Source organism: Mycobacterium sp. ABE4_509 (assembly GCF_056160785.1).
This window is the reverse complement of sequence record NZ_JBSWXU010000001.1, coordinates 90,655-106,473: the sequence shown is the minus strand read 5'-3', so window position 1 is coordinate 106,473 and position 15,819 is coordinate 90,655. Positions and strand designations below refer to the sequence as shown.

Sequence of the window (15,819 nt, the reverse complement as noted above, 5' to 3'; positions counted from 1 at the left end):
ATGACCCCTGCGCCACGGATCGGGGGCGTCGCTCAGCCGGCCGCCTGGACGGTGATCTCGGAGATCTCGGTGCGGCTCTGGCCGTCGATGGTGCCCAGCGTCGGGATCCACACCAGGACATCGGAGGTCTCGGTGTCGTTGTCGACGGTGACGGTGTTGCGGCCGGGCTGTACCGGAACGTCGTCGGTCAGCGCGGTCGTGTCGGCGAGGCTGGCCGGATCGGAGCTGTCGGCCGCGCGGATCTGCACCTCGGTGCCGGTACTGGCGAGGTCGACGGTCACCGCCCCGATGGCGGTGGGTTCGGGCAGTTGCACGATGAGCCCCACCCCCTGTTTGAAGGCGGGGAACGGGACGGGGTCGACGTAGGTGTCGCTGTGCCAGGCCGTGTCGGGGTCGCCGTCGATGGTCAGGTCGGCCTCATCGGGATGGTCGGGTGAGCCGCCGGGGGAGAAGACGGTGACGGCGACCGGCTGCACGACCGGGCCCGGGCCGCTTGGCGACCACAGGCCGAAACCGTGCGTCAACACCGCCGACACCAGCACCGCGACCACCGCCACCACGGCCACGGCCAGTACCGCGGCACGGCCGCCCCGTCGTCTCGCCTGCGGTCTCGCGGGCCGCGGCGGGGCCGGCGGTGCCGGCGGGGAGGTGACGGCGAACCGACCGGCGCTGCGACGCCGGCCCGACTGCGCGGAATGGTTGACCACCGAATCACCGAGCAGGGTGTCGCCGTCCCACATGCCCTGCACCTCGACGGTGTCTCCGTCGGCCAGCTGCCCGACGATCGACGTCCCGCGCAGCTCGACCGGGACCACCGACCCGTGCTCGCCGGCGGCGCCGGACCGCTGCACCCGGAAGGTCCAGATCTCCTCGTCGTGGTCGGGTCCGGCGGGTTGTTTGCGCACCTCGGTCGCCGTGCCGTGGACCGCCATCGCGGTCAGTCTCATGGTGTGGTCACCCGGGTTGCGCCGGAGGTCACCGGCCACGTCGAACGCTGAGGTGCTCATCACCGCGGCGGGCTGTTCGGAGCGGGCTGGTTCCGCCCCGCCGGCGGTCAGCGGGGCCGATGCCGCGGGCGCCGTGGCTGCTCCCGGGGTGCGCCCGGCCAGGTCCTGGGCGAATGCGGTGCAGGTCGGGTAGCGGTTGTCGGGATCCTTGTCCAGTGCGCGCGCCATCACCGCGTCCAGGTGCGCGAGGTCGGGCCGGCGCCCGGACAGCCGCGGTGGCGGCGTCTTGAGGTGGTTGCCGACCACCACGACGCGGTTGGAGTGATCGAACAACGGGACACCGGTGAGCAGGTGGTAGGCCGTCGCGGCCAGCGCATACTGGTCGACCCGGCCGTCGATCGAGTTGCTGACCAACTGTTCGGGCGCGGCGTAGCTGACGGTGCCCAGAGCGATGTCGACATCGGTGAGGCCGTCGACGTCGTCGGCTTCGCGGCCGATGCCGAAGTCGGTGAGCAGCACCCGCCGCCGGGCGCCGCCGGTGGGGCTGGTGACCAGGATGTTGGCCGGCTTGACGTCGCGGTGCAGCAGACGGCGTTCGTGCGCGAAGTCCAGGGCCTCGGCCACGGCCATCACGATCTCGGCGACGTCCTCGTAGGGCATTCCGTCCGGATACTGCTGGGTCAGCAGCTGGCGGGCGTCGGTGCCTTCCACGTAGTCCATCGAGATCCACAGCCGGCCGTCGAACTCCCCGCGGTCGTGCACCCCGACGATGTGGGGGTGCCACAACGTGGCGGCCAGGTCGGCCTCGCGCACGAAGCGGGCGCGGAAGCTCTCGTCCCCGGTCGCGTCGAGCGACAGGATCTTCAGCGCGTCCAACCGGGGAAGGCGGGGATGTCGGGCCAGGTAGACCTCACCCATCCCACCGGCCCCGAGCAGCCGCTGAATGGTGTAACCAGCGAAAATCTCGCCGTCGTCATACGGCATGCCCACGAGCCTACAAAAGCGTGCTCAACGCCAGCCCAGATGCGTCGGTGCTGCTCAGTCGGCACTGCCCTGCTCGACGAGGCCCCGCAGGCGCCGGACCCGGTTGTCGACCGCACGGCGGGACACCGCCGCCGCGGGCGCCAGTACGTCGAACCCGTGCGGGCAGCCGGGGTAGACGTGCAGTTCGGTGGGGACGCCGGCAGCGGCCAGCCGGCCCGCCTGGACGATCACCTCGGCCCGGAAGATGTCCAGGTCGCCGGTGTCGAGGTAGGCGGGCGGCAGCCCGCTCAGGTCCGTTTCCCGCGCCGGTGCCGCATAGGGCGGCACATCGGGCCCGCCGGCGCGCTGCCCCAGCAGCGCACCCCACCCGGTGATGTTGTCGTCGTAGGTCCACACCATGCCTTCGGCGGGTATCTGCGGGTCGGGCACGGTGGTCCGGTCGTCGAGCATCGGGTAGATCAGCATCTGCAGGGCCAGCGCGGGACCGCCGTGGTCGCGTGCCATCAACGCCGTTGCGGCTGCCAGCCCACCACCGGCACTGTCCCCGACGACAGCGAGCCGGCCGGCATCGACATCGAGCTCGGTGGTGTGCTCGCCGAGCCAGCGCAGCGCGGCGTAGCAGTCCTGCGCCGGGGTGGGGTGCGGATGCTCGGGCGCTGCCCGGTAGTCGACCATCAGCATCGGCACACCGCTGAGTGCGACGTAGTTGCGCACCGCGGCGTCGTAGCCGCGCCCGACCTGCTCGAGGTCCAGGATCATCCCGCCGCCGTGCAGGTACAGCGCACCGCCGCCGGCCTGGGCCCGGCCGGTCGGGCGATACCACCACAGGGGCAGCTCGGCTCCGTCGTCGGTGGCCAGCACGTATCGGTCCACCTCGACACCCTCGACCGTCGGGAAGCCCGCCGCGATCATGTCGAAGTTCGCCGTGGCGGTGCGGCGCCGGGTCGCGATGTCGCCGACCGGCGGGGGAGCGTCCGGTGGCGCGGGCGCGGCCAGCAGCGCCGCCAGCACCTCGGGGTCGTGGGAGAGCGTCACGCCACCGAGCCTAGGCCGGTGCCCCGACGGCCAGGCCCGGTCCGGATCAGTTCGCGGCGTCGAGGATCTTGATGGCGAAAACGAGGCTGTCGCCCGGGGCGATGCCGGCCGCGGGCTGGCCGTTCGGGTAGCCGTCGGCGGAGGTCATCGCCACGGCGACGGTGGACCCGACCGTCTGTCCGGCGATGGCCTTCTGGAACCCGGGCACCACACCGTCGAGCGGGAAGTCGACCGGAGCGCCGCGCTGGTAGCTGCTGTCGAACACCGCGCCGTCGCGCCCGTTGACGCCCATGTAGCAGACCGAGACCGTCGCCGTGTCCGACACGACCGGACCGTCCCCGGCCTGCAGGGTGTGCACCTGGGTCTCGTCGACGCTGAACGGTGCGTCCACGACGACCTCCGGCGCGGTGGTATCCGTCGACCCGATGACCGAGACGCTGCCGGTGGTCCCGGGCAGGGTCCACTCCGGAGTGCCGCCCGGCTGCGGGGCCGCCGTCGGACAAGCGCTGGCCGCCGGGGGCGCCTCGGGGACCACTGAGGTGGCGACGTCGGTCACCGACGGCGTGGCAGCCGAGGTGGTGTCGGTATCGGAGCCGCACGCGGCGAGCGCGACGGCCAGCGATGCGGCACAGGCCGTGAGGGCAAGCGACTGGGGCACACGAGACAGATTCACGCTCGCCACGCTACAGGCGCACCTCGCCGTCGCCCGGCGCCGACCGACCTCGTCCCCGGTTTATCCGCCCCCTGCCAACTCGTGTGCCACGGCGTCGAACGCGCGCACCGTGTCCGCCAGGATGTGTGGGCCCTCCAGGTGTTGCTGGGTGGACACCTTGGCGGCGACGACCTGGGCCCGGCGGTTGACGTAGATCATCTGACCGGACATCCCCTGGCACACCGCTACGTTGTTGCCCGGGTACGGGAACCACACCTGGTTGCGGTACATCCCGCCCGGCATGCCGGTGTCATCCGGGCTGGCGGCGAATGCCTGGCGCGAGTCGGGCCCACCGTCGAGAGTGTCGGCAATCCACGACGCCGGGACCACCTGTTCGCCGGTCAGCGACACGCCGTCACGCAGGAACAGCGACCCCAACCTGATCATGTCGGTCAGACAGGCGCTGATACCGCCGTTGAACATTCCCGTGCCGGCGGCGTCCACGCCGATCGTCGCGTCACATTGCGCGCCGAGGCGGCTCCACAGCAGTTCGGACATCAGCCCCGGCATGCGCCGTCCGGCGGCCGCCTCGCAGATCCAGCCGAGTACATCGGTCTCACAGGAGCGGTATTGGAATGGGCCGCCGTGCGCGGACTGCCTGGACAGGGTCAGCAGGAAGTCTTTGAGCGTGGCCGGGACCTCCGGGCTTCTAGGCGCCCATCCCATCGCCTGGTCGAGAAGGTGGATCTCCGCGCCGGGGTCGCCGTAGTCGTCGGAGAAAGCGATTCCCGAGCGCATGTCGAGCAGATGGCGCACCGTCGCTCCGGCGTATCCGCACCGGGCCAGCTCGGGAACATATGTCGTGACCGGTGCGTCGAGTTCGATCGTTCCGGCCCCGTGCAGCGCGCCGGCGACCACGCCCACCAGCGATTTGCTCACCGAGAACAGCAGATGCCGGTTGTGCGCACCCATTCCCCCGGAGTAGTGCTCGGCCACCAACGATCCGCCGTGCGCCACGGCCCACCCGTCGGTCGCAGTGTTCGACATGACCGCACCGACGGCGGCGCTCGCGCCGGCCGCGGTGGTCAGCGCGATCTCGGCCACCGGCCAACCGTGCAGCGGCAACGCCGCCACCGGGCCGTGTCCTCGCGATATCGCCACGGTCGGCACGAAGTCCTCGACATGCTGGAAGGACCAGTGCGCGAAGGGCACTGACATCCAGTTGGCCAGCGAGATACCCGGCGGACGGCCTCCGGGTTCTCCGGCGCTCACGCCCGCGCGACCAGCCTCGACACGATCGGTGTGGTAGGTGTCAGCGGAGTCGAGACGAACTTCGACTTCATCGCGCTGACCCAGCGGCGGCAGTGCTCGGTGAGTTGGTAGTCGGTGGTCTGCAGATGACCACGGGTGACCAGCACACCGAGTTGGGCTCCCTCGCAACGTAAGTCACCTGGAGACGCAACCCGCATGAAGAAGGCCTCGGACTCGTCGGTCACCGAGGCCCAGTCGGGAGCATGGCGGGCGAAACAGACGTGCCCGGCCTCGTCCATCCGCCACACCCCGGTTTGCGGTGCCGCGGTGAACAGTTCGATGTCCGTGGAGGTTTCACTCAGGATCACCTGACCCCAGACCTCGTCCTCGCCGTAGCCCCGCTCCCATCGCGCGTTGATGCCCGCGACATCGAGGTCGTACTCCACGTCCATGTACTCGAGCAGGTGGAACAGGAACAGCGGCATGTCGGCGTAGGCCTCGGTGGTCAGATTCGTCATGGGGCTGGCACCGGACAGCCGCGGGTTCACCTCGCCCAGGTAGAGCTCGTCGGAGTCCAGGTCGCGCAGCAGGTCCACTTCGAAGTAGCCGCGATACCCCTCACGGCCCATGATGTCGCCCAGCCTTCGCACCATCTCCCGAGCCGCATGGGTCTGCGTGGGCGGCAAGGCCTCGCGCCAGATGTCGTTGCCGCACCAGCTGCCCTTGCCGGGGGTCAGCTCCGGATACCCGACGAGGCTCGTCATGGCGGGGCCGACGACGGTGCCATGGCGAGTCACGACCCCTTCCAGGCACACCTCGACGTTTCGGATGCGCTTCATGACCTTGACCTCCGGCTGTGCGGCCAGGTCGGCGGCGCAGTGCTGCCAGTCCTGCTCGCCGCGGACGAAGAAAGTCCCACTGCCCGCGTCGCCGTACGCGTCCTGGATGACCAGGTCTTCTCCGAGCTCAGCGCTGTGCGCGAGGGCCAGTAGCTCGTCGTAGCTACCCGCCCGGCCCATCACGTGCGGCACACTCGATACGCCCGCCTCGTCGGCCAGGCGCGTCATGACGGTCTTCGAGTCCAGACGTCGGAGCAGCTCCGGGGGCGGGTGCATGACATCGAGGCCGGCCTGGTTGGCCAGCGCGTGCGTCTGGTCGTCGAGCATCACGAAGCAGGCCTTGCCGCCGGGCCCGCGCTCGGCGATGAACTCCAGCGTCTCGGGGTCGCAGAGGAGGTGGTTGCACACCTCCCTCATCGAGGCGAAGTCCCGTTGGTCGCGCCGCCGGGGTACGAACACGCGGGGGTGCGATCCCTCGAAGGAGTCGAAGTAGTTCAGATAGTAGAAATTCCGCACCCAGTGATCGGTCCCGAGCAGGTTGAACGGAGTCGGCGAGATGAAATACAGCGGGACGGTGTTGATGTGAAAGAACGCACGTACGTCCGAGAGGCAGTTCAGCGCGTGGGGGCTGGATCCACTGGTCTCCATTCGGCAAGTCTGCCCCCTGCCTCGGGGCGTGTCGAGACGTCGAGACCCGGCACCGGCCGCTGCTCAGCGCATGGTGGCGTGCAGGGCCTCGGTCATCGCTTCGATCGCGGCGTCGTGATCCAGCGGCCACCCGTCGACCAGCCACAGGTGCATGAAGGAGTCGACCATGGTGTACATCATCGCGACGGCAAGGCGCAGTTCGCTTTCGGTGGCGCCGGGCATGACTGCGCGCTGCCTCCACTCCTCGACGTCGGCTTCCATCGTCTCCCGGTGCGCGGCGGCGAACTCCGGATCGGCCGCCCGCGCCTGATGCAGCACCTTGTAGATCTCGGGGGCCGAGGTGTAGAAGTCGACGACCTTTTCGAAGAAGGCCCGGATCGAGGGACGCCCCTGTTCGCCGCCGCGTGGGGCGTCCTGGTCGGACCATGCCATCATCCGGGTGTTGCGAAGCTCGCGCAGAACCGCGGCCTTGCTGTCGAAATGGAGGTAGAACGTCGCCCTGCCGATGCCGGCAGACCGGGCGATGTCGTCGATGGTCACCGCGACGTAGCCCCGTTCGGCGAACACCTCCAGCGAGGCCGCCAGGATGCGCTCACGGGTCAGGGCCCGATGCCGGTCGCGCATCGTGAGTTTTTCCGCGGTGTCGGCCATCTAGACGATCGTCACCCCGTCGAGGCGACCTGTCGAGCGCCACCGGGCCAGCATGTCGAAGAAGTCGACGGGCTTGCCGCCGAAGTTGGTCGACAGCATGCCGTGCGGGTTGTCCCGGTCGCCCTCCGAGCTCAGGTAGCTCGGCGTGCATTCGGCGTAGAAAGCCTCGGCGTCGACCGACGATTCGTTCATCGTGCGCAACCACTCTTCTTCGGCCTCGTGCGTCGCCTCGATGGTGGTGGCGCGCCGACGTGCCCATTCACCGATCAGGTAGGCGAGGTGGTCGGCCCGTTCCTCGGCGGTGTGGGTGTAGTTCGGCGAGACCCCGGATTGGGTGTAGCCCAGGAAGAAACAGTTGGGGAAGCCGTGGGTCTGCAGTCCGTGCAGGGTCCGCATGCCCTTGGCCCATTTGTCGCTCAGGCGCACCCCGTCACGGCCGACGATCTCGAAGCCGAGGCGGCGCGTGTAGGAGGTCCCGACCTCGAAACCGGTGGCGAAGATCAGTGCGTCGATCTCGTGGTGCACCCCGTCGACGACGACGGCGTTCTCGGTGAAGCGCTCCACGCCGCGACCGTCGGTGTCGACGAGGTGGACGTTGTCCCGGTTGAACGTCTGCAGGTACTCGTCATGGAATCCGGTCCGCTTGCAGTTCAGCCGGTACCAGGGCTTCAGCGATTCGGCGGTCGCCGGGTCCTGCACCGTGTCGTCGATGCGCGCGCGGAGCCGCTCCATCACCTCCCAGTCGGCCTCGAACAGGAACTCGGCGATCTCCGCGGGTGTCATCTCCCGCCCGCGGCGGGCGGTTTCGCGTGCCACCGCGGGATCGTTGAGCGCCAGCGCGTTGTGGGTCCACCCGTCGTCGACGAGGTCGAGGTCCATCTCGACGCCGGCGGTGACCCGGGTGAAGTTCTCCATGCGCGCGCGCTGCCACCCCGGCTCCAGGCAGGCGGCCCAGGTGGGGTCGGTGGGCCGGTTGCCGCGTTCGCCGACGGTGCTCGGGGTGCGCTGGAAGACCAGCAGCTGCTGTGCCCACCGGCCCAGGTGGGGAACGGCCTGCAGACCGGTGGCACCGGTGCCGATGATGCCGACCCGTTTGTCCGCCAGCCGGGTCAGTCCGCCGGTTTCGTCGCCGCCGGTGTAGTCGTAGTCCCACCTGCTGGTGTGGAAGGTGTGTCCGCGGAACTCGTTGATGCCGGGGATACCCGGCAGTTTCGGGCGGGTCAGCGAACCGGGGGAGACCGCCACCAGATTCGCGGTGATGCGGTCGCCGCGGTCGGTGGTCACCTGCCACTGGTCGGCGTCCTCGTCCCAGACCATCCCGGTGACGGTGGTCTGCAGCAGCGCGTTGTCGTACAGCCCGTAGTGCCGGGCGGCGGCCTGCAGGTGCTCGCGGATCTCGCGGCCGTGGGCGTAGCGCTCGGTGGGCATGTAGTTCAGCTCTTCGAGCAGCGGCAGGTAGATGTAGGACTCGATGTCGCACTGGACGCCCGGGTAGCGGTTCCAGTACCAGGTGCCGCCGAAGTCGCCCGCGGTGTCGACGATCCTGATGTCGTCGACGCCGATCTCCTGCAGCCTGGCCGCGGCGATCACGCTGCCCAACCCGGCGCCGATGATCAGTAGCTGCACGTGGTCGTCGACCGGGTCACGCTCGACCCGCTCCACATAGGGGTCGTCGGCATAGTGCGAGAAGTCCGCGGTCACCTCGACGAACTGATCCACCGCGTCGGGGCGGATGCGCTTGTCGCGCTCCAGGTTGTATTTGGCGCGCACCCACTCGGGGTCGTACACCGGCGGCTTCGGGCCCAGGGGAGTTGCCGTGTCTGGCATTGCGGTCGCTGTCCTCATCACGTCATTTCACTAGACATAGTGTCTAATCACCAGATAATGCGTCATCTTGCCAGACAGACAGTCTGTTCTGCTAGCCACATCGCCGTGCGAAATGCCCCTCGAAGGAGAACCGTGTCGACGCCACCCCCCCCCGCGGACGAGATCGTCCGCTATGACAAGGACCCGGAAACGAAGATCGCGACCATCACGCTGGCTCGCCCGGACCGGCTCAACGCCCCCACCGTCGAAGCCCGGCTGCGGTACGCCGACCTGCTGCACCGCGCGAACATCGACGACGACGTCAAGGTGCTGGTCGTGCGGGGGATCGGCGACGACTTCGGCAGCGGCGTCGACCTGCCGGATTTCATGGCCGGCCTGGAGGGCTCACCCGAGGAGCGGCTGCGCGAGTTCAAGCTCGCCGACGACGCCGGCGAGATCACCTACCCGCCCAAGGGCACCTATCGCCACGGCGGCTCGCTCGGCCCGTGGTTCGCCAATGCGCAATCGGGTTGCCGCAGCCTGCGCGAGTTCCAGAAGATCAGCATTCTCGAGGTCAAGGGGTATTGCTACGGCTGGCACTTCTACCAGGCAGCCGACGCAGATCTGGTGATCGCGTCCGAGGACGCGCTGTTCGGGCACGCGGCGTTTCGCTATTCGGGCTGGGGGCCGCGGATGTGGTCCTGGGCGCTGACGATGGGCACCCGCCGGTTCAAGGAGATGCTGTTCACCGGCCGGCCGTTCACGGCGCAGGAGATGTACGAGTGCGACTTCGTCAACAAGGTGGTGCCACGCGACCGCCTCGAAGAGGACGTTCTTCCATGTGCTGGAACAGTTCCAGGGCGAGTACATGGGCTCGCTGATCACCGGTCTGATCGAATCGCTTGGCGCTCAGGTCAAGCCCTACCCCGACGACTTCGAACTCGACGCCTCGGTGCTCGAGCGGGGGCTCACCCAGTCGGTGAAGAACAACGACGAGCAGTTCCCGCCCGCGTTGCGGCTCAGCAAAAAGGGGCGGTCGAAGCCGTAGGCGTGTCGTCGGCCGAGCCGCCGGAACCTCCCGCGCCGGGTTGGGGCCACGCGCCCGCCCCCAGCGGGCCCGCGCACAGGCGTCACCCAGACGTGGTGCCGAGTTTGCTCGGACCCTTTACAATCCCCTTGGCCTACGAAGGGACATCCATGCCGTCAGCAAAGTACGTCGGATACCTCAGCGGTGTGGCCGTTGCCGCCGGAGTGGGGGCGGCACTCGCCGTCGCCGGTCAGGGCACCGCGCACGCCGAGACCGACGGCGCCTCGTCGTCTTCGTCGTCCTCGTCATCGGGCGGCTCGGATTCAGGCGCCAAGGCCGACAAGTCGGGTACCTCGGCGGCCGCGTCCGACTCGAAGGACGACGGCGTCGACGCCGGACCCAAGCGTGGCGGCGGGTACGACGAGGCCCGCACGGTCCGGGAACTGAAGAAGCGGTTCGGCACCGCGAACTCGACCACGTCCGAGGACGACACCGACGATCTCGCTGACGACTCGGACGCCGACATCGACGTCACCGAGGACACCGAGGACACCGACGACGCCGAGGACACCGACCTCAGCGAAGACGCCGATGCGGATCTCACCGACGACACCGACGTCACCGAGGACGCCGACGTCACCGAGGAGGCCGAGCAGGAGGTGGCCGAAGCCGCACCCGAGGCGGAGACCGAGCCGCAGGCACCTGATGACGTGGCTCCCGAGGCCCCCGAGGCCGTAGCGGCGCTTGCCGCGCTGGTGGCACCAGCCGACGACGACGAGGAGGAGACCCCGTCCGCCGCGGCAGCCGCCACCGTTGACCCAGAGCCGGTGCCGTGGAGCCCCAACCCGTTCCGGCCGATGCCACCGGAGCCGGTTCCCTACGACATGCCGGGCGTGCTGTGGGACATCGAACAGAACATCCTCAACGCCTTCGATTCGGCGCCGTTCCTGAAGCCGTTCGTCCGCGAGGGATATGAGGCCGGATTCCGGTTCAGCCAGATGATCCCGTGGGTCAACGTGGTGATCCCGGTGGCCAACATCGCCGGGGAGGTGCCGAACCTGCTCAGCGGCGACCCGGTCCTGTTCCGCGATGCCACCCAGAGCATGATCAACAATCTGCTGGTCACCATCCACCCGGTGTCGGTGCTGTTCTACGGCTACGACGAGATCGCCGACCTGATCAACCTCGAATACGAGGCCCAGCAGCTCAAGGACTGGTTCTACACCACGACCTGGGACATCCTCGATCCGTTCGCTCTGCTGCACAACCGTGGCGAGTCGGGGCTGCCGCTGTCGCCCTCGTCGCCGTCCCAGACGCTGGACACACCCGAGGAGTCCGAGGCCCTCGACACCCCGGAGACCACCGCCCCGGTCCAACTCGCCGCGGCCGCCGTCGACGTCGCCGAGACCACCGACGACCCGGGCTCGAGCCCGTTGCGCACCAGCGACCCGGACCCGATCGGCATGCCGTATTCGCTGATCCAGACCCGTGACCTGGTGGGCTCGTTCCTGCCGCCCGCGCTGCGGCCGGTGTCGCGAGAGGGGATCGAGCTGATGTACCGCGTCAGCCAGATCGTCCCGTTCGTCAACGCGGCCATCCCGACGACGGAGATCCTGCCGGCGCTCTTCCTGGCTTTCGGCGGCAACAAGACCGGCGCCCAGATCGCGATCAACCAGCTGTTGCTCACCACGCCGCAGGTGTCCTTCGCCTACTACGTCTACGACCAGATCGCCGACTGGCTCAACGTGGAGGAGACCGCTTTCGCAGCCAAGGAGCAGCTCTACAGTGAGCTGTGGGACACGGCTGATCCGAACTTCTTCCTGCACAACCAGGGTGAATCGGGGCTGCTCACCGCCTGAGCGGACATATCCGCCGCATTCTCCGGTGCGTCCTTGGCGCGCGTGATCGCCTGCCCGACAGCGCCTTGCCGGCACCTGTCTAGGAAGGGTGCCGACGCGGCACCTTCCCGGTGATTCGCTCGGCGATCTGGGATGCACGGGCCCCACCGGCACGTCATCATCGAGAGGGCGCCTGCCCGCGGGCGGGCCGCCACCGCGACGGCCTCAACGGGGAAGGCAGAACCTGACAATGAACTGGCAAGTGCTCTGGCACAGGCATCCCGGCGTACGCAGCGGCGACCAGCTCTCCCTCGGTGAACGATCAGCCGATGCGATGCGAAACGGTATGGGCTCATGGCCGTTCGTGTTCGCGTTCCTCGGATTCATGGGACTGTGGATCATCGCCAACAGTGTGTTGTACCTCGGCGGCTCCGCCGACGGCCGGCACGGATTCGACCCGTACCCGTACATCCTGCTGAATCTGATGCTGTCGATGATCGCCGGGCTACAGGGGGCGATCCTGCTGATCGCAGCGAAGCGTTCCGACCAGATCAGCTCCGAACTCGCGATTCACACCTATCAGAACACCCAGCACCTCAGCGAACTGCTCAGAAAGGTCGACGAGCTGACCGAAGACATCCACCAGAATGTCTGCCTCACCGAAGAGGGTTCCACCGAGCGACCTTGACGAGTCAACGTTGGCGACCACCTGACCAGCGGGGTCGACCTCATCGACTTTCCAGCAGCGGCAGGGCCCGCCCCGCGGCGACCGACAACCGCTGTCTGCCCAGCGCCGGCCAGGCCTGCACCGCACAGAACGGCGCGCACTGCTGCTGGTCGGCGCGGGTGCCGACGTGGACGCAGCACTGCACCAGCCGTTCCTCGATCATCGTGGACATGTCCATGAACGGCTTGACGGTGATACGGACGACCCGCTCACCGAGCAGCCGGCGGATCTTGTGTCGCCGCCCGGGAAGCGCCGAGGAGGCCAGCGTCAGCAGCGTGGGTATGCCCAGATCGCAGTTCTGGCAGATATTTCGCCACACCTCGCCCATCTGCGGGTGCGACAACGAGGACTGCTCGGAGAGCAGACCGAGCAGCGACTCCTTGACAGCGATGCGCAGCTGCTGGGGGATGTCGCTGTCGGCGATTCGATTCGACACCAGACACAACTTGTCCTTGAGCTCATCGTGGCCGATCAACGACACCAGTGAGCGCCAGCGGTCGCCGTCGTCGCGGATCAGGTAGCCCACCGAGCAGCAGTGCGGATGCGAGCACGGAAGCGCGGTGAGGTCACGCCAGGTGACCAGGCCGGCGGTCTGCGGGCCGAGCCGTTTCAGCACGCCGGTGTGGGTGAGCCGTTCGGACGGGTCGATGTCCGCCGAGCGGCCGGAGCCGAACTGCGGCTGGATCGTGATGCCGCCGACGTAGGGGGTTTCCAGGGCCAGCTGCACCATCTGACCCATCTCGGTGTCGTTGACACTCAGTGCCGCGGTCATCACCAGCGTCGTGAAGATCTCGCTCGCTGACAAGCGTTGCAGCGCTGCCTGTTTGGTTCGAAGGAGATCGCCGCCCCGGTGGTGGCGGTGCGCGGCCGGCGTGACGCCGTCGTATTGCAGGTACACCTCGACGCGTTCCCGGTGGCCGGCCAGCAGGTCGAGCAGGGTGTCGTCACCGGCGATGCGCAACCCGTTGCTGTTGATCAGGATCCGGGTGATCGGGCGGGCGACGAGTTCGTCCAGCAAGTGGGGCAGGTCGGGGTGCAGAGTCGGTTCGCCGCCGGAGAGCATCAACACGTCCAGACGACCGTTCTCCCGTGTCAGCCGCTGGTCGACGTTGGCCAGCACCTCGCTCACCGGCACGATGTTGCGCAGGTCGGGGGAGGAGTCGGTGAAGCAGGTGGGACAGCGCAGGTTGCATGTCTCGGCGATGTCTTCGAGCAGGATGCAGGTGTGCTGGGTCTGCATCTCGGGCAGCCCGCGCAGGTAGGCCAGCGGGATGGGGTCGAAGTTGCCCGGCACGTCGGGGGTGTGCGCTTTGGTCGGCGCCGTCCATTCCTCCAGGTAGGACAGGATCTCGGGGGCCTCGTCGTAGAGGGTGCGGACCAGCCCGTGGCGGGGGCAGCCCCGCTCCAGCCAGATCCGCTCGTCGTGCTCGACCAACCTGCCGGACAGCCGGGTCACCTCGGCCAGGGGGCGTTCGGGTGCCTCGTCGTGGCAGCGCGGGCAGAACGCGGTGACGTAGCGGTGCAGCCGGTCGCCGCGCAGCACCATCCCGGTGCTCATGTGTACATCGCGGGGTTGATACCGGTGCACAGGCCCACAGTGAAGACAGATGTCAGGGCCCACCCGATCATCAGGCCCAGCCCCAGTCCCTTCGCGACGGGGGTTCGCAACGCCAGCAGCGCGCCACCGATACCGAAGGCGATCAGCGCGAACACTGCCGCACCGATACCGAACACCACGTTGTCGGACTGGTAGTAGGAGCCGGCGAAGACGAGCAGCAGCAGGCCCAGGACGCCGTTGAGGGCGAAGTAGACGAAGGCACCACCTATCGCCGCCCCCACCGAGATCCTGCGGGGGTGCTGCGGCCCAGGCCGGTAGGGATACGGATGTCCGGGTGGTGGATAGTTGGGCTGGCTCGGATAACCGACCGGCCAGTAGGCCGGTGGCGTCTTATCCTGATCGTCGCCGTCACCGCCGGGGGGAGTGGTCACAGGCGCACCTCCTGTTCTCGGGCCGGACGGCGGTAGTAGCCGTGTCGGTAGCCATACCACAGCCGCGCCGCGATGACGGTCATGGACAAGATCAGGAACCATTGCGGCCGTGTCAGATCCAGCCACACGGTCTCGTTGGCCCGGACGAACTCGACCGAGAACCGGAACACCGCGTACGCCGCGACGTAGAGCACGAACAGTTCACCCGGTCTGCCGATGCGGTTCCGCAGCGCCAGCAGGACGGCGAACGCCACCAGCTGGAAGACGATCTCGTACAGAAACGACGGGTGCATCGCCTGCCCGGCAAGACATCCCGGGCATTCCGGGGTGCTCGCCGGGGCGTGTATTCCCCACGGCAGCGCGGTAGTCCTGCCGGGCGCCTCGGTGAGGTGACAGCCGATCCGCCCGATCGCCATACCCAGCGCCACGGCGGGGGCGAACAGGTCACCGGTCTTGCCGCGGTATCCGCCGATGCGTTTGGCGATCAGCACACCCACATAGGCGCCGAGCAGCCCGCCGAGGATGCTGCGCGACCCGAACTGCCAGGCCTGAGCCAGTGTCGGGTTGGCACTGAAGTCGAGGTGCCGGGCCCAGCCGGACAATCGCATCCCGACGGCTCCGCCGATGAGCGCTCCAGCCACTGCGACCAGGGATTGTTCGTTGACCGCGCCGCGGCGGCGTGCCTCGACCGAGAACATGACCGTGGCCGCAGCCACCCCCAGGGCGACGAAGAACCCGTGCACCGGGACGGCTAGGGGGCCGACTTGCCACGCTGGGGCATCCATGGGTTCAATCGTGGCAGGTCGGACAGCCCGGTGCAGTCGGTATTTCTACTCAACATCGGGCCGGACGGCAGCAGGCCCATGCGTACGACCCGTGCAGCGGGCAGCACAACCAGCACACCCCTGAGATGTATAGGCTGGTCGCTGATGTCGGACCAACCAGCTTCGGGACCCTTGCACCAGTTCGCCCTCAGCGGTGCGGCCGGCCGCACCGATTTCGACAGTCACGATCGGCTCGCGATCAAGAACCTCGTCGACACGTACGCGCTGGCCTACGACAACTACCAGGCCGAGACCTGGTTCGACCTGTTCACCGACGATGCGGTCTTCGCCGTGGGAGTCCCCGGGCAGGCGCCGGTCGAGCAGAGCGGCGACGAGTTCCGCAACTTCTGGCGGGAGCGGATGGCCACCTTCAGCACCGCGGGAAACCAGCGACGCCACTTGATGTCCAACATCGTCTTTCTCGAGCAGACCGATACCACGGCGCGGGTCAGCGTGGCCGGGCTGCTCACCAACACCGCGAGCGGGACCCTCTTCTCGCCCGTCGCATCGCTCAACTACGAGGGATGGCTGGTCAAACAGGACGGGATCTGGAAGATCAGCCGCTGGCACGATTTTCCCGACGGGCCCGTGTAACGAGAAT

13 protein-coding genes and 1 pseudogene are annotated in these 15,819 nt (G+C 68.2%); 4 read left to right on the top strand and 10 right to left on the bottom strand.

All coding sequences use genetic code 11. The annotated features are described in order from the left end of the window. Positions 1–32: 32 nt before the first annotated feature. The 7 genes from ACXAID_RS00550 to ACXAID_RS00520 form a co-directional block, all read right to left on the bottom strand. Positions 33–1,931 carry a serine/threonine-protein kinase gene (locus tag ACXAID_RS00550; protein ID WP_475020218.1) on the bottom strand — a complete coding sequence of 633 codons (1,899 nt, stop codon included), beginning with the start codon at positions 1,929–1,931 and terminating at the stop codon, positions 33–35. A gap of 54 nt (positions 1,932–1,985) precedes the next feature. Next, positions 1,986–2,966: an alpha/beta hydrolase gene (locus ACXAID_RS00545; protein ID WP_475020217.1), complete on the bottom strand. Its 981-nt coding sequence runs from the start codon at positions 2,964–2,966 to the stop codon at positions 1,986–1,988. A 46-nt stretch (positions 2,967–3,012) separates the two neighbouring features. Continuing rightward, entirely contained in the window at positions 3,013–3,639 is a 627-nt protein-coding gene (locus ACXAID_RS00540) for an FKBP-type peptidyl-prolyl cis-trans isomerase (protein WP_475020216.1), read from the bottom strand. Positions 3,640–3,699: 60 nt separating this feature from the next. Further along, entirely contained in the window at positions 3,700–4,836 is a 1,137-nt protein-coding gene (locus ACXAID_RS00535; RefSeq protein WP_475020251.1) for a serine hydrolase domain-containing protein, read from the bottom strand. Positions 4,837–4,886: 50 nt separating this feature from the next. Next, complete coding sequence (locus tag ACXAID_RS00530; RefSeq protein ID WP_475020215.1) at positions 4,887–6,356, bottom strand: biotin carboxylase; 1,470 nt, start codon at positions 6,354–6,356, stop codon at positions 4,887–4,889. 63 nt (positions 6,357–6,419) lie between these two features. Continuing rightward, positions 6,420–7,007 (bottom strand): TetR/AcrR family transcriptional regulator, encoded by a 588-nt coding sequence (locus ACXAID_RS00525; protein ID WP_475020214.1) that lies wholly within the window; start codon positions 7,005–7,007, stop codon positions 6,420–6,422. Then, positions 7,008–8,834 carry a flavin-containing monooxygenase gene (locus ACXAID_RS00520; RefSeq protein WP_475020213.1) on the bottom strand — a complete coding sequence of 609 codons (1,827 nt, stop codon included), beginning with the start codon at positions 8,832–8,834 and terminating at the stop codon, positions 7,008–7,010. Between the two features lie 132 nt (positions 8,835–8,966). Between ACXAID_RS00520 and ACXAID_RS00515 the strand changes: the two are divergent. The 3 genes and pseudogenes from ACXAID_RS00515 (at position 8,967) to ACXAID_RS00505 (ending at position 12,366) form a co-directional block, all read left to right on the top strand. Continuing rightward, positions 8,967–9,861: pseudogene (locus tag ACXAID_RS00515) on the top strand (enoyl-CoA hydratase/isomerase family protein). A gap of 149 nt (positions 9,862–10,010) precedes the next feature. Beyond that, entirely contained in the window at positions 10,011–11,699 is a 1,689-nt protein-coding gene (locus ACXAID_RS00510) for a hypothetical protein (protein ID WP_475020212.1), read from the top strand. A gap of 325 nt (positions 11,700–12,024) precedes the next feature. Then, a complete protein-coding gene (locus tag ACXAID_RS00505) occupies positions 12,025–12,366 on the top strand; it encodes a DUF1003 domain-containing protein (RefSeq protein WP_475020211.1) in 342 nt (113 codons plus the stop codon). Positions 12,367–12,406: 40 nt separating this feature from the next. On the opposite strand, the gene ACXAID_RS00500 is transcribed toward ACXAID_RS00505, so the two are convergent. The 3 genes from ACXAID_RS00500 to ACXAID_RS00490 are packed head-to-tail and all read right to left on the bottom strand — an operon-like array spanning position 12,407 to position 15,179. Next, entirely contained in the window at positions 12,407–13,963 is a 1,557-nt protein-coding gene (locus ACXAID_RS00500; protein ID WP_475020210.1) for a radical SAM protein, read from the bottom strand. Then, entirely contained in the window at positions 13,960–14,394 is a 435-nt protein-coding gene (locus ACXAID_RS00495; protein WP_475020209.1) for a hypothetical protein, read from the bottom strand. Before ACXAID_RS00495 ends, ACXAID_RS00500 begins: the two co-directional genes overlap by 4 nt. After that, positions 14,391–15,179 carry a prolipoprotein diacylglyceryl transferase gene (locus tag ACXAID_RS00490; protein WP_475020208.1) on the bottom strand — a complete coding sequence of 263 codons (789 nt, stop codon included), beginning with the start codon at positions 15,177–15,179 and terminating at the stop codon, positions 14,391–14,393. The genes ACXAID_RS00495 and ACXAID_RS00490 overlap by 4 nt, the downstream gene beginning before the upstream one ends. Before the next feature lie 144 nt (positions 15,180–15,323). Here ACXAID_RS00490 and ACXAID_RS00485 point away from each other — a divergent pair, with 144 nt between their 5' ends. Then, the gene (locus tag ACXAID_RS00485) at positions 15,324–15,812 is read left to right on the top strand and encodes a nuclear transport factor 2 family protein (protein WP_475020207.1); all 489 of its coding nucleotides are present in this window, start codon (positions 15,324–15,326) and stop codon (positions 15,810–15,812) included. Positions 15,813–15,819 lie beyond the last annotated feature (7 nt).